Origin of the sequence: Bacteroides muris (ex Fokt et al. 2023) (genome assembly GCF_024704895.1) — a bacterium.
Lineage (GTDB): Bacteria > Bacteroidota > Bacteroidia > Bacteroidales > Bacteroidaceae > Bacteroides > Bacteroides muris.
Genome location: NZ_JAMZEE010000029.1, coordinates 21387 through 37676 on the forward strand (window position 1 = coordinate 21387; position 16290 = coordinate 37676).

Below are 16290 nucleotides of genomic sequence, written 5' to 3' on the forward strand. Positions count from 1 at the left end.
TCTGATAGTATGAAAAGACTGCAACTACTGCTCTTGTGGGTTTGGATAGTATGTTTCTCTGCTGCTTCACACGACTACATGTTTAAACATTTGGAAGTGAAAGACGGACTTTCCAATAATCAGGTTAATGCCATTTATAAAGACTCAAACGGATTCATGTGGTTTGGTACAGCTTCGGGATTGAACCGCTATGATGGTTATGATATAAGGATTTATCGCAGCCAGAAGGATGATGAGAAATCTCTTCCCGATAGTTATGTCGAGGATATACAAGAAGATGCGTCCGGTAATTTGTGGATACGTACAGGAGGCGGGTATGCCATTTACAGTTCGGCTTCCGATGTTTTCAATCGTAATGTGGAAGCCTGGATGTGGAATGTCGGTCTGACCGGAAATCCTTCACTTGTCTATATTGATAAGGAAAAGACTTTCTGGATCTATATTAATGGTAAAGGTGTTTACAGCTATAGAGAGGGACAGAAAAATGCCGTAGCAGTGAAGGGGGGGGCTGAACTGCTTGCGAAAGCCGAAGTGTCCGACATGAAAGAATGCGGCGAAGGAATCCTGCTGGTTCTGAGTAACGGTATCTTGGCTTGTATAGATGAGGAAAAGCAAAATATCAAGTGGACCAATCCGGGTATTGCCGAAGATTGCAGGGAAGTAAAGAATGCTACCTTTGATTTGTTTGTCGACCATAGTGGGCGAGCATGGATATTCAGTGTGGAGGGGATGTGGATTTATAACCTTTCTCAGAAGGTTTGGGAACAGCGTTCTCCCCGAACGGACACCTACAATACTGTACGTGCAGTGGCACAGGATAAATACGGATGTATATGGATAGGCAAGGATCAGGATGGCGTTGAATTGATAGAACCGGCGGGAAGGAAAATCCGTCTGGCGAATGATCCTAATAACGGGCGTACTCTGTCCAACAATACAATAACGGCTCTTTATGAAGATGAGGCCGGTACGATGTGGGTGGGAACCTACAAGAAGGGCGTCTCTTTCTATAATGAAAGTGTCTTCAAGTTCGGCATTGCCGATGTAGGCGACATCAATTGTGTGGAGGACGGAGGCGGTGATATCGTATGGGTGGGGACAAACGACCGCGGGTTGATTCGCTGGAATAGCGTGACAGATGAACGTATGGTTTTTTCGCATACGGCAGATTCCCGCTCTATCTCGAGTGATGTCATAGTCTGCCTTCTTCGGGACAGTAGCGGCAGAGTGTGGGCAGGTACTTTCTGGGGTGGACTGAATTGCTATGATGGGAACCGCTTTATCCATTACCGGTCCCGTAAGGGAGACAGTAACTCACTGGTCTACGACAATGTATGGGCATTGGCAGAAGATGCGGACAAAAATATCTGGATTGGTACGTTGGGGGGAGGATTGCAATGCTTGAATCCTCAGACGGGGATATTTACCACCTATTCTACAGGTAATTCAAACCTTGTGTCGGACTATATCTCATCCCTCTGCATCAGCTGTGACAATAATCTGATTATCGGTACTTCGGTAGGGATGGCTTTCATGGACCTGAGGACTGGCGAGATTACAAATTTTGCAGGTACAAAATCGGGTAAGACCAGACTTTCCAATCAAAATATCAATCAAGTTTACGAAGATAGTCGCGGTTTGCTATGGATAGCCACGCGTGAAGGCTTGAATGTATATGACAGCAAACGGGATGAATTGTACGAAGTGCCTATCAAGCCCAGTTTCTCCAAACTATTGATATTAGGTATTACGGAAGATGAAAACAAAAGTATATGGATTAGCACCGGAGGAGAACTGATAAACGTGGTGTTGTCCGTTGACAGCAAGACGGAGCAGCCCGTGTTCCGTTGCTATATCTATAATGACAAGGACGGTTTGCAGAGTTGTGACTTCAACCAGCGTTCCCTCAAACGACTGCATACGGGCGAGATTGTAGTGGGAGGACTGTATGGACTGAATCGCTTCCAGCCGGGCAACATAAAGTATAACCGCACGTTGCCTAAGGTTATGTTTACTGGTTTCCAGTTGTTCAATGAAGACGTGAAGGTGGGCAAGGAGTATGCAGGACGTGTCATCTTGAAGGAAGCTTTGAATGAAACAGAAGAAGTTGTCTTGGCTTATAAGCAGAATGTGTTCACGGTGCTGTTTGCGTCGGACAATTTCGTGCTGCCCGAAAAGACACGGTATTTCTATAAATTGGAAGGATTTAATGAGAACTGGCTGACGAGTATGTCCGATATGCATCGCGTCACCTATACCAGTTTGGCGCCGGGAACTTATACATTAAGAGTGAAGGCTACAAACAGTGACGGATATGCGGGCACTGAAGAGGCTTCTCTGAAGATTGTCATTCTTCCTCCTTTCTGGATGACTCCGTGGGCATATATCGTTTATGCTCTTCTGGTTGTAGGAGTCATCTTCTTTTCACTTTATGCCGTACAACGAAGGGAACGTAATAGGTTTAAAATCCGCCAGATAGAGGAAGATGCGAAGAAGAGGGAGGAGTTGAGCCAGATGAAATTCCGCTTTTTCACGAATGTCAGCCATGACTTGCGTACACCGCTTACGCTGATTATATCGCCGATGGAAAGTATGATGAAGGAGATTACGGACGAAAAGCTGCATGGCAAGCTACAACTGATGTACCGCAATGCGCAGCGTTTGCTGAATCTGGTCAATCAGTTGCTCGATTTCCGTAAGAATGAGATGGCAGGATTGCATCTTTCCGTGTCCGAGGGGGATATTGTGGCTTATGTGCGCAACATATGTGCTTCTTTCCTGATGCTTTCCGAAAAGAAACATGTGCATCTGACATTTTTTTCGGCTATGGAGTCGCTGAATATGTCATTTGACGAGGATAAAATTGGTAAAGTTGTGATGAATCTTCTATCCAATGCCTTCAAATTTACCCCGGACGGGGGACGTGTGGATGTTGCATTGGAAATGTCGAAGGAGATGTCCGGAAGATTGCTGATAAAGGTATCGGATACCGGTGTCGGTATCAGGGATGAAGACAAGGAGCGGATTTTTGAACGTTTCTATCAGGTGGAGCAGGAAGAACCGGAACTCCAGTCAACGGGTAGTGGTATTGGCTTGAGTCTGGTACGCGACTTTGTGACGCTGCATGAGGGCACGGTGCGCGTTGTTGACAATGCGGGTTCCGGTAGTGTGTTCCTGATTGAGCTTCCTGTTAAACATGTGCATGTAAGTTCTTCCAAGCCTGCACCGCTTGTAGAAGAGGTGGAAGAGCATGAGGAACTCTTGCCGGGTATGGAAGAAGAACCGCTTCCGGATGATTTGTCGGGCGATATGGAGGATAATGAAGATGAAAAAGAAAAGCCGTTGGCCCTGATTGTGGATGATAATGAAGATTTGGTTGCCTTCATGAAAGACAGTCTGAGATTGTATTTCCGTATACAGTCTGCTTCCAATGGGCGGGAGGCTTGGCAGAAGATACCGGAGCTGATGCCGGATATTATTGTCAGCGACGTAATGATGCCCGAGATGGATGGGAATGAACTGTGTCGCTGGGTAAAGACTGATAAACGCACGAGCAACATTCCGATGATATTGCTCACTGCACGGCAAGCTGTGGAAGATAAAGTAGAGGGATTGACTATTGGTGCGGATGATTATGTGACGAAACCTTTCAATGTGGAAATCCTGATTCTGCGTATGCGCAAGCTGATTGACTTGAGCAAGAACCGCAAGACAAAGTCGCTCATCGACCCCGAACCAAGTGAAATAGCCATTACTTCGCTGGACGAAAAACTGGTGGAAAATGCCATCAAATATGTGGAGGTAAACATCGGCCGATGTGATTTGTCCGTAGAAGAGTTGAGCCGGGAATTGGGCATGAGCCGGGTGCATCTTTACAAAAAACTCCTGCAGATAACCGGTAAGACACCCATTGAATTTATCCGTGTCATCCGTCTGAAAAGAGCTGCGCAGATGCTGCGCGAGAGTCAGCAAAATGTATCGGAGATAGCGTATCAGTTAGGCTTTAACAACCCCAAGTATTTCAGCAAATATTTTAAGGATGAATTCGGTGTTTTGCCCTCTGTTTATCAGGAAAGAGAGGGTAAATAACAAAAGATACCCCTTACAGAAACATATTCTCTTTTAGGAGAATCAAAAGTACCCTTTTGTTTCAACATCGGGAGGACTCGTTTTTGAAGGAGACTTTTTATTTTTACATCGGAGAAAATTCACTTTAAAAACAATAATATGAAATTGAAAGACACTTCAGTTTATTTGCTTGCCGGATGGATGCTCACCGCATGTTCCGGAGGCGGATTCCAGAAAACCGGGAACGGTGTTGTTGTGGAAATCAAGCAACAGCAACCGACGGATGTACGTAAAGTAAGATTGGAAGTGATGGGCGAGAAGCTCATTCACGTATCGGCTACTCCTGAGAAGGAATTTTCGAAGGAACAGAGCCTCATTGTTATCCCTCAACAGAGTAAGACTGACTTTAAGGTCGAAGAGCAGGGCGATGAAGTGACTGTCAAGACATCGGAATTATGTGCCATCGTATCCAAGACAACGGGTGAGATACGCTTCACAGATGCCGACGGCAAGCAGATTCTGGCTGAAGACTCTGACGGACGGACTTTTAATCCGGTGGAAGTGGAAGGTACGAAAGGATATACAGTACGTCAGGTATTCCAGTCGGCAGGCAATGATGAGGCTTTCTATGGCTTGGGCCAGCACCAGGCGGATGAGTTCAATTATAAAGCTAAGAATGAGGAATTGTTCCAATATAATACAAAGGTATCTGTACCCTTCATCGTGTCTAATAAGAACTACGGTGTGCTTTGGGACAGCTATTCGCTCTGCCGTTTCGGTGACCCGCGTGACTACTCACAGCTGGGTGATGTCTTCAAACTTTATGATAAAGATGGCAAGGAAGGTGCTTTGACCGGTACATATATTCCGGGTAAGAAAGATGTAGAAACCCTTGTACGTCGTGAGGATTCCCTTTATTTTGAGCATCTGGACCGTGCTGCCCATCTGAACAAAGTGGTTAATTTGCCTGCGGAGTTCCCGTTCGGAGGGGCTGACGTAATTTATGAGGGAGAAATAGAACCGACGGAAAGCGGTTTGTTCCGTTTCATACTTTACTATGCAGGCTATATGAAAGTATATATTGATAATGAGTTGGTGGTTCCCGAACGTTGGCGTACGGCTTGGAATCCTAACAGCTACAAGTTTGCCGTCAATCTGGAAGCGGGCCACCGCGTTCCGCTGAAGATAGAGTGGAAGCCCGATGCCGGTATCTCTTACTGCGGTCTGCGTGCATTAAGTCCGGTGGCTGATGAAGAACAGAACAAACTCTCCTGGTGGGGTGAAATGCAGTCTGAGATAGACTACTATTTCGTTTATGGTGATGATATGGACGATGTGATTAGCGGCTACCGCACATTGACAGGTAAGTCTCAGATTATGCCGAAATGGGCGATGGGTTACTGGCAGAGCCGTGAGAAGTATAATACGCGTGAGGAGGTTCTCTCCACCCTGAAGGAGTTCCGCGAACGTCAGATTCCTATCGACAATATCGTAATCGACTGGCTGCATTGGAAGCAGGATTCTTGGGGAAGTCATGAGTTCGACCTTGAACGTTTCCCCGACCCGAAGGGAATGGTCGACTCCATCCATGCCATGAACGGACGTCTGATGATTTCTGTATGGCCCAAGTTCTATGTTACGACGGAACACTTCAAGGAATTTGACGAAAAAGGCTGGATGTACCAGCAGGCTATTAAAGACAGCATCAAAGACTGGGTAGGTCCCGGCTATCTGGGTTCTTTTTATGATGCTTATGATTCTGATGCACGTAAGCTTTTCTGGAAACAGATGCAGGACCACTACTATCCTTTGGGTGTTGACGCGTGGTGGATGGATGCCAGCGAACCGAATATACGTGACTGTACGGACTTGCAGTACCGCAAGGACCTTTGCGGTCCGACGGCACTCGGCCCTTCTGCCAAGTTCTTCAATGCATACGCGCTGATGAATGCCGAGGCCATCTATGACGGACAGCGTGGCGTGGAACCGGACAAACGCGTCTTCTTGTTGACACGTTCCGGCTTTGCAGGATTGCAGCGCTATTCTACCGCCACCTGGAGTGGTGACATCGCTACCCGCTGGGAAGATATGAAAGCGCAAATCTCCGCCGGCCTGAACTTTGCTGTCAGCGGTATCCCTTATTGGACCATGGACATCGGCGGATTCTGTGTAGAGAACCGTTATGTGGCCGGTCAGATGGAATTCAACAAGACCGGACATGAAAATGCTGATTATAAGGAATGGAGAGAGTTGAATGCCCGTTGGTATCAGTTCGGCGCTTTCTGCCCGTTGTTCCGTGCACACGGCCAGTATCCGTACCGTGAGGTTTGGAACATTGCTCCGGCCGGACATCCGTGCTACAACTCCATCGTTTACTATACGAAGCTGCGTTACAACATGATGCCGTATATCTATTCTTTGGCTGGTATGACTTACTTCAATGATTATACCATCATGCGTCCGCTCGTAATGGACTTCACGGCCGATGCAAACGTCAACGATATAGGCGATCAGTTCATGTTCGGTTCTGCCCTGATGGTGGCTCCGGTTTACGAATACGGTGCACGCAGCCGCGAGGTTTATTTCCCGGCAGGTTGCGGTTGGTATGATTTCTACTCCGGCAAGTATGTGGACGGTGGCCGGAAGCAGACAGTGGATGCTCCGTATGAACGTATTCCGCTCTACGTCTGCGAAGGCGCCATTGTACCTTACGGTCCGGACATGCAATACAGTGATGAAAAACCGGCTTCGGAAATCACACTCTATGTTTATGCGGGCAAGGACGGCGCATTTACGCTCTACGAGGATGAAGGTGTGAACTATAACTACGAGAAGGGACAATATGCCACTATACCGTTTGCCTATAACGATGCTGAGGGCACATTGGTTATCGGCGACCGTACGGGTGACTTCCCCAGCATGCTGAAGGAACGTACTTTCAATGTAGTGAAGGTAAGCAAAGACCAGCCGCAACCGTTCGATTTGAAGGCGAAAGGCACAACGGTGAAGTATGACGGAAATGCACAGACCGTAAAATTATAATCGGAATGATAGACGACGGTGCCAGAGAGAGAAAACCTCCCGGTGCCGGTCTTGTTGTTTCTCGGTGCCGGCCACTTCCCTGCTTCCGAATAGCTGTGAGAGAGGAATAGGCACCCGATAATCTTTTAGATATTTATTACCATGAATAGAATCATATTGTTTTTGGCCATCGGGCTGTTCCTGCTGGCCGGTTGCAATGCTCCTAAAGAGGTAGCCGGTGATGACCGCAGTTTGGATTTTACTGCCGGCTGGGCCTTCCGCTTGGGAGACGATACGGCGGCAGCCCGTCCGGATTATAATGACGCGGACTGGCGGCGGCTGAACTTGCCCCACGATTGGGCCATCGAAGGAGAATTCAGTAAAGACAATCCTTCGGGAACGGGTGGAGGCGCACTGCCCGGTGGCATAGGCTGGTATCGCAAGGCTTTTACTGCCGACAAGGCCGATGAGGGTAAGTGCTATCGCATAGATTTCGATGGTGCCTATATGAATTCCACCGTTTATATCAATGGACATGAATTGGGAACACGTCCTTACGGGTACATCTCGTTTAGTTATGACCTGACTCCTTATATCAAGTGGGGAGAAGAGAATGTGTTGGCTGTCCGTGTAGACAACGCCGAACAACCCAATTCACGTTGGTATTCCGGTTGCGGCATCTACCGTAATGTGTGGTTGACGAAACTGAATCCGGTACATGTGGCACAGTGGGGTACCTACGTGACGGCAGAAGAAGTGTCGAAGAACAGTGCCCGGTTGAAGATACGTACCAGTATACAGTACGATGTAGAGACACAGACGGAAGATTCCGTGCAGCAGGCCGACGGTACATATGTTGTGTTCGATTCGGAAATTATTCCTCTGATTGATGTCGTCCTGCAATCCCGGTTAGTGGATGCCGACGGCAATGTGGTGGGTGAGGCTGTGTCGGAAGCTCAGCTGATGCCTGTCGCTCCGGCAGAAATGGAGCAGGAAATAGAATTGAAGAATCCTAATCTCTGGAGTATTGATGCACCTTATATATATAAGGTAGAAAGCATCCTCAAGAATAAAGAGACCGGTGAGGTACTCGACCGTTATTATACTCCTACCGGCATCCGTACTTTCCGCTTCGATGCACAAAAAGGATTTATCCTGAATGGTAAACAAGTGAAGATAAACGGTGTCTGCATGCATCATGACCTGGGTTGTCTGGGAGCTGCGGTGAATACGCGCGCCATCGAGCGCCAGTTGGAGATTCTGAAAGAAATGGGTTGCAACGGAATCCGTTGTTCCCATAACCCTCCTGCACCGGAGCTGCTCGACCTTTGCGACCGTATGGGCTTCATCGTGATGGACGAGACATTTGATATGTGGCGCAAGAAAAAGACCCGCCACGACTATTCGCGCTATTTCAACGAATGGCACGAACGCGATTTGACTGACCTTATCGTGCGTGACCGCAATCATCCTTCCATCTTCATGTGGAGCATCGGCAACGAAGTGCTGGAGCAGTGGACGGATGCCAAAGCCGACACCTTAAGCCTGGAAGAGGCCAACCTGGTCTTGAACTTCGGTCATAGTGCGGATATGCTGGCAAAGGACGGAGAAATGTCCGTCAACTCATTGCTGACAAAAAAGCTGGCGGATATGGTGAGGGAGCTCGATGCCACACGCCCCGTGACGGCAGGTTGCAACGAGCCGAACCCGAACAATCATCTGTTCCGTTCCGGGGCGCTCGATATTATCGGCTTCAACTACCATGACGACTGGTTTGCAGGTGTTCCCGAGAACTTTCCCGGCAAGCCGTTCATCGTGACGGAAAGTGTTTCCGGCCTGATGACACGCGGTTATTACCGGATGCCGAGTGATTCGATGTTCATCTGGCCCGAACGTTGGGACAAGCCTTTCTATGATGCCTCGTTCTCTTGTTCCTCCTACGATAACTGTCATGTTCCTTGGGGCAACCGTCACGAAGGTACTATGCGTCATGTAAAGAACAACGGCTTTATCAGCGGACAATACGTCTGGACGGGTTTCGATTATATCGGTGAGCCTACTCCTTACGGTTGGCCGGCACGCAGCTCCTACTTTGGCATTATCGACTTGGCAGGCTTCCCGAAGGATGTTTACTACATGTATCAGTCCGAGTGGCGTCCGGACAAGGCGGTGTTGCACCTCTTCCCGCATTGGAACTGGACAGAGGGACAGGATATCGATTTGTGGGCATATTATAATAATGCCGACGAAGTGGAGCTTTTCGTGAATGGAAAGTCGCAGGGGGTGCGTAGCAAGGGAAAGGACGATTTCCACGTCATGTGGCGCGTGAAGTATGAACCGGGTACGGTAAAGGCTGTTTCCCGCAAGGAAGGAAAGACCGTGGCCGAGCAGGAGATTCGGACAGCGGGCGAACCTGCGCAGATTTGTCTCACTCCTGACCGCAGCACCATTCAGGCAGATGGTAAAGACTTGAGTTTCATTACCGTCGAAATCTTGGATAAAGATGGGAATTTGTGTCCGAATGCCGAAAACGATGTGACCTTTGCAGTAGAAGGTGTCGGCTTCATTGCCGGAGTGGACAATGGAAGCTCTATTTCTATGGAGAAGTTCAAGGACAATCATCGCAAGGCTTTCTACGGAAAGTGCCTGGTAGTAGTGCAGAACAACGGTGAACCGGGTGGTGTCAAGGTGACGGCTACGGCTGATGGACTGAAAAAGGCGACGACAACGATTAAAGTTAAATGATAATTTGATGTGCCAATATGCCAATGACTTGCGGCGCGATGGCATAGTATGAGCACAGTGTAGCCAATTAACACATTACCATATTAACCAATTAAGATATGAAGAATAAATTTTTTGTAACCCTATTATTGGCATGCTCCATCAGCACCGTGTCTGCACAAACACCGGTCTATATGGACGATGCACAACCTATTGAAGCACGTGTAAAGGATGCACTCAGCCGGATGACGCTGGAAGAGAAGGTAGCCCTTTGCCATGCGCAGAGTAAATTCAGCAGTGCGGGTGTTCCGCGGCTCGGCATTCCCGAGCTTTGGATGAGCGACGGCCCTCACGGTGTCCGTGCCGAAATCAACTGGAACGACTGGGGATATGCCGGCTGGACCAATGACAGCATTACCGCTTTCCCGGCCTTGACTTGTCTGGCCGCTACCTGGAATCCGGACATGTCTGCCAAGTATGGCAAGGCTATCGGTGAGGAAGCGCGCTATCGTGAAAAGGATGTGTTGCTGGGCCCCGGCGTCAATATCTATCGTACTCCGATGAACGGTCGTAATTTTGAGTATATGGGCGAGGACCCTTATCTGGCCAGTGTAATGTGTGTGCCGTATATACAAGAATTGCAGAAGAACGGAGTGGCAGCTTGTGTCAAGCACTATGCGCTGAACAATCAGGAACTGTGGCGCGGACATATTGATGTGAATCTTAGCGACCGTGCCTTATATGAAATCTATCTGCCTGCGTTCAAGGCTGCTGTAGAAGAGGGAGGCGCATGGAGTATCATGGGCGCTTACAATAAGATTCGCAGCCAGCACGCCTGCCACAACGATTTCACACTGAACAAGATTCTGAAAGACGACTGGAAGTTCGACGGCTGTGTCGTTACCGACTGGGGCGGTGCCCACGACACTTATGAGGCTGCCGTCAACGGTCTGGATATTGAAATGGGTTCTTACACCAACGGCCTGACGTCCGAGAGTGCATTTACCTATAACGATTATTACCTTGCCAACTCTTACCTCCAGATGTTGAAGGATGGCAAAGTGCCGATGTCTACGATAGACGACAAGGCTTCCCGCATTCTCCGTCTGATATTCCGTACGGCCATGAACCGTCAGAAGCCCTATGGCTCGGTAGCTACGGAAGAGCATTATGCCGCTGCCCGCGAGATAGGCAATGAGGGCATTGTGCTGTTGAAGAATGCTCCGGTGGTAAAGAAAGGTGCTCCGTTGCTGCCGATTGATGCAGCTAAGTATCAGAATATCCTGGTGGTGGGCGACAATGCCGTACGCCTGCTGAACCAGGGAGGAGGTTCTTCCGAACTGAAAGTGAAGGATATGGTATCTCCGCTGGATGGCTTGCGTGCCGCTTATGGCGATAAGGTAACCTATGCGAAAGGTTATGCCGCTGGTCGCCCGATGTACGGTCGTGCAGATGAAATCCCGCAGAACGTTGTGGACTCACTCCGTGCCGAAGCTGTGGAAATGGCGAAAAAGGCAGACCTGGTGGTGCTGGTAGGCGGATTGAACAAGAACCACTTCCAAGATTGTGAAGGTGGCGACCGTCTGGAATACGGCTTACCTTTCGGGCAGGACGAACTGGTTGAAGCTTTGCTGGGGGTAAACAAGAACTTGGTTCTGGTGCTTCTCAGTGGTAATGCGGTGGAAATGCCGTGGGTGTCCAGGGTTCCTGCCATTGTGCAAGGCTGGTATTTGGGCTCGATGGGCGGCAAGTCTCTGGCTGACATCCTGAGTGGTGCGGTGAATCCAAGTGGAAAGTTGCCCTTCTCTTTCCCTGCCAAGTTGACGGATTGCGGTGCACATGCTTTTGATGAACTCAGTTATCCGGGCGACAGCATCAAGCAGGAGTACAAGGAAGATATCCTGGTGGGCTATCGTTGGCACGACATCAAGAAGATTCCGGCCCTCTTTCCCTTCGGCCATGGTTTGAGCTATACTACCTTTGCATATGGCAAACCGGTGGTTTCTGCCAAGACCATGACTGCCGACGGTACGCTGACGGTGACAGTTGCCGTGAAGAATACGGGTAGCGTGGCCGGAAAAGAGATTGTACAGCTTTATGTAGGCGATGATAAATGCAGTGTGCTTCGTCCTGTAAAGGAGCTGAAGCATTTTGCAAAGGTTGCTTTGGCGCCGGGCGAGGAGAAGAACGTGACTTTCACCCTTGTTCCGGATGATTTGAAGTTCTACGATGAGGCTTCCGCAGCCTGGAAGTACGAACCGGGCAAGTTCAAGGCATACGTTTGCGCTTCGTCTGCCGATGTCCGTGGTGTGGTTCCGTTTGAAATAAAATAGCCTTATGAAGATATTTGCCACTTTACTTTTACTTGCAGCCCCGTTGCTGCTTCGTGCGGCCGATGCACCTGCCGACAGTTGTAATCATCAGTTGTACTATACGTCGCCTGCCACTATCTGGGAGGAAACTCTTCCTTTGGGCAACGGGCGCTTGGGAATGATGCCCGACGGAGGCATTCTCCGTGAGCACATTGTGTTGAATGAAATATCATTATGGAGCGGAATGGAGGCGGATTATAGCAATCCGGATGCCTCGAAGAGTCTGCCTGCCATCCGGCAACTGTTGTTTGAGGGAAAGAACCGCGAAGCGCAGGAGTTGATGTACAGCAGTTTCGTTCCGAAGAAACAGGAGACTGACGGGAGATATGGAACCTATCAAGTACTGGGTGATTTGGATATAGACTTTACCTACAATTCTTCATTGTCCATTCTCAATTCTCCATTAAACCACTATCGCCGTTGGCTCAACTTGCGCGATGCGGTGGCATATACGGCTTTCAGCCTGGGAGATGTCGATTACCGTCGTGAGTATTTCGTTTCCCGTGACCGTGATGTCATGCTGATTCATCTGGTTGCCGGACGTGAAGGGGCCCTGAACTTCTCCGCCCGCTTGAGCCGTGCGGAACATGGCTCGGTGACTGTCCGAGGGAACACCCTTTTGATGGATGGCATGCTGGAGAGCGGCAAGCCCGGTTTGGACGGTATGAAATACCGCGTGGCCATGCAACTTGTGCAGAACGGTGGTGAATCGTCTGTCTGCCCGGAAAACGGCATCCGCTTGAAGAACGGGCAGGAAGCCTGGCTGATACTTTCTGCTGCTACCTCCTATGCCGCTGCCGGTACCGACTTCCCGGGCGAGCGCTATGCAGAAGTCTGCGACAGCCTGCTCCGTCCTTTCACCGCTCCGGCTAATTCTTCCTCCTCCATATTCCATTCTCAATTATCCGACCATGTCGCTGCCCACCGTTCCCTTTACGACCGTGTTTCCTTGACGCTTCCTGCCATGGCGGATGATACGCTTCCGACGAATGAGCGCATCCTCCGCTTCACACGGCAGGAGTCGCCGGCATTGGCTGCTCTGTATTATAACTACGGACGCTATCTGCTCATCAGCAGTACCCGCCCCGGCAGTCTGCCGCCCAATCTGCAAGGACTCTGGGCGAAGGGAGTATCGACTCCCTGGAACGGAGATTATCATACGAACATCAATATCCAGATGAATCACTGGCCCTTGGAGCAAGCCGGGCTTTCTGAACTCTGTCAACCGTTGACAACGCTGATGGAGCGTCTTGTCCCTTCGGGAGAGGCAAGTGCGCGTACCTTCTATGGCGATGAGGCGGATGGCTGGGTGCTCCACATGATGACTAACGTGTGGAATTATACTGCTCCCGGTGAACATCCCTCTTGGGGAGCCACCAATACCGGTGGTGCCTGGCTGTGTGCCCATTTGTGGGAGCACTATCTGTATACGCAGGATAAGGATTATCTGCGCCGTATCTATCCCGTATTGAAAGGTGCTGCCCGGTTCTTTAGTTCTACCACTGTGCAGGAGCCTTCGCATGGCTGGCTGGTAACTGCCCCCACTTCTTCTCCGGAAAACAGTTTCTATGTGCCGGGCGACAGCGCGACTCCCGTCAGCATTTGTATGGGTCCCACTATGGACGTGCAACTGCTCACCGAGCTTTATGCCAATGTCATTGCCGCCGCCCGCCTGCTGGATTGTGATGCGGACTATGCGGCGAAGCTTGAGGCGGATTTGAAGAAGTTCCCGCCCATGCAAATCAGCAAGGAAGGATACTTGCAGGAATGGCTGGAAGATTATAAGGAAGTGGATGTGCACCACCGCCATGTTTCCCATCTCTACGGTCTGCATCCGGGAAACCAGATTTCGCCGGACGCTACCCCCGAGCTTGCCGAAGCCTGCCGGATGACCTTGAACCGTCGTGGAGACGGGGGTACCGGTTGGAGTCGTGCTTGGAAGATAAACTTCTGGGCTCGTCTGGGCGACGGAAACCGTGCCTGGAAACTCTTCAAGAGTTTGCTGCATCCTGCTGTCAATGCTGCGACGGGAGGTCATGGTAGTGGTACTTTCCCTAATTTGTTCTGTTCGCATCCGCCTTTCCAGATTGATGGCAACTACGGTGGCGCGGCGGGAGTCGGCGAAATGCTGTTGCAAAGCCATGAGGGCTTCATCCATCTGCTTCCTGCCCTGCCGGACAGCTGGACTACCGGCAACTTCCGTGGAATGCGCGTGCGTGGCGGCGCTTCCATGGACTTGGACTGGAAGGATGGACGGGCAACGAGGGCTGTTGTTACCGCTCTTGTTCCGGGTAAATTCACAGTAAAGATGCCCGCAGGTGCTGTCCGTGCCGAGGTGAAGATAGGAGGACGCACGCGTACTTACAAGAAACCGGCATTCTCGCTGGACTTGAACAAGGGAGAAGAAGCGACGGTGTATTTCTTCTGATGATTCGGACAGAAGAATAGAAGATGTTTTAGACAGAAGAACAAAAGAAATAAAGCAAAATATGTTCTTTTGTTCTTCTGTCTAAAAATAGTTCCCCGACAAAATCATCAAGTTATTTGTCTTTCGTGCCCGAATGCCGTACATTTGCAGCGCATGTAGAACAAATATCTTGGATAATTATGAAAGATGGAGTACGTTTCTTCTTCTCGTTTCTCGGCTTGCTGGGAGCGTTGGCAGTTCATGCGCAAGTCAATGAGTTGCCACGTTCCACGCCTGAGGCGGAAGGAGTCCCTTCCAAGGCTGTCACTGCCTTGTTTGACTCCCTGATGGCATTGCCGGGAACAGATATCCACAGCGTGGTGGTGCTGCGTCACGGCAAGGTCATCGGAGAAATCTATCCGGCTCCGTTCGCGCCGGAATATCGCCATACCATGTATTCCTGTTCCAAAACCTTTGTCGGGGCTGCCGTGGGGCTTGCCATTGCGGACAACCGCTTGCGCTTGACAGACCGCGTCGGTGCCTTTTTCCCGGAGCTTCTTCCGGATTCGGTTTCCGCTAATCTGGCTGATATGACTGTCCGCGACCTGCTTACCATGACATCGGGCATTTCTCCCGACTGGAATATGCGTAACCTCACTCCCAACTGGATACGTACTTTCCTTGCCAAACCGGTAAAGACTCCGGGCAGGAAGTTTGAATATGATTCGATGAGTTCCTATATGCTTTCTGCCATCGTACAGAAGGTGACTGGCATGACCTTGCTGGATTATCTGAAACAGAAGCTTTTTACCCCGATGCATATCACGGATGTTGCGTGGGAGATAAGCCCCGAAGGCGTCAATACCGGTGGATGGGGGTTGCATATCCAGAGCGAGTCGTTGGCTAAATTCGGATTGCTGTTGCTGAATCGGGGGATTTGGGAAGGCAAGCAGCTGCTCCCGGCTTCCTGGGTGGAGCAGATGATGACCAGGCAGATAGGAGATTATGGCTATCAGATGTGGCTTTGCGAATATCCGGGTGCTGTACGCGCTGACGGGGCTTTGGGACAATACATTCTGATAGTTCCTGACAAGGATATGGTGGTAGTCATTACCGAATGCACGTTGATAGATGGCCGTCGGCAGCGGCGTCTGGTCTGGAACCGCTTGCTGCCGGAGGCCGGGGAGCAGGCATTAGTGCCCGGCAAGGACTACAGGCGCCTGCAGAAGAAGCAGAGTTCTTGTCAACTGCCGTTGGTGCAGGGAAAGGCGGCTTCCTCCCTTTCGCAGAAATACGCGGGCAAGCGCATCCTGCTCGGAGAGAACAAATACGGATGGCAATCCATCGGACTGCAATTCAAGCAGAAAGAAGTGGTGATGAATGTGGTGGAGAAAGACGGAAAGACCTACGATCTTCCGTTTGGCTATAAGCAATGGCTGAAGGCGGCAAGTGATGGCTATCCTCCGTATTCGGTTGCCGCAAAGGGGCGTTTTAAGGGTATAGAAGGCCCTTTCCAAGTGGCAGGCAGTTATGCGTGGACGTCATCTGATGCTTTGCGGCTGAAAGTACATTATGTCAACTGGATAAGCGCTCTTGGGTTTACGCTCCGGTTTGAGGATAACAAGGTACTCCTGACTGTTACGGAGAACTATTCTTCGGGTGAAGGGGTGACTTTCGAAGGGACATTAGCACATTAAA

6 protein-coding genes are annotated in these 16290 nt (G+C 49.9%); all 6 read left to right on the forward strand.

The annotated features are described in order from the left end of the window. Positions 1 to 9: 9 nt before the first annotated feature. On the forward strand, positions 10 to 4089 hold the full coding sequence (locus M1B78_RS12200) for a hybrid sensor histidine kinase/response regulator transcription factor (protein WP_257940804.1): 4080 nt from the start codon (positions 10 to 12) through the stop codon (positions 4087 to 4089). A gap of 138 nt (positions 4090 to 4227) precedes the next feature. Then, positions 4228 to 7110 carry a TIM-barrel domain-containing protein gene (locus M1B78_RS12205; RefSeq protein ID WP_257940805.1) on the forward strand — a complete coding sequence of 961 codons (2883 nt, stop codon included), beginning with the start codon at positions 4228 to 4230 and terminating at the stop codon, positions 7108 to 7110. Positions 7111 to 7251: 141 nt separating this feature from the next. Then, on the forward strand, positions 7252 to 9834 hold the full coding sequence (locus tag M1B78_RS12210) for a glycoside hydrolase family 2 TIM barrel-domain containing protein (protein ID WP_257940806.1): 2583 nt from the start codon (positions 7252 to 7254) through the stop codon (positions 9832 to 9834). Positions 9835 to 9932: 98 nt separating this feature from the next. Beyond that, positions 9933 to 12146, forward strand: coding sequence for a glycoside hydrolase family 3 C-terminal domain-containing protein (locus M1B78_RS12215; protein ID WP_257940807.1), 2214 nt, complete (start codon positions 9933 to 9935; stop codon positions 12144 to 12146). A 4-nt stretch (positions 12147 to 12150) separates the two neighbouring features. Beyond that, the gene (locus tag M1B78_RS12220) at positions 12151 to 14613 is read left to right on the forward strand and encodes a glycoside hydrolase family 95 protein (RefSeq protein WP_257940808.1); all 2463 of its coding nucleotides are present in this window, start codon (positions 12151 to 12153) and stop codon (positions 14611 to 14613) included. Positions 14614 to 14792: 179 nt separating this feature from the next. Further along, positions 14793 to 16289, forward strand: a complete 1497-nt coding sequence (gene bas-suc / locus M1B78_RS12225) for a 3-succinylated cholic acid synthase (protein ID WP_257940809.1) — start codon at positions 14793 to 14795, stop codon at positions 16287 to 16289. Position 16290 lies beyond the last annotated feature (1 nt).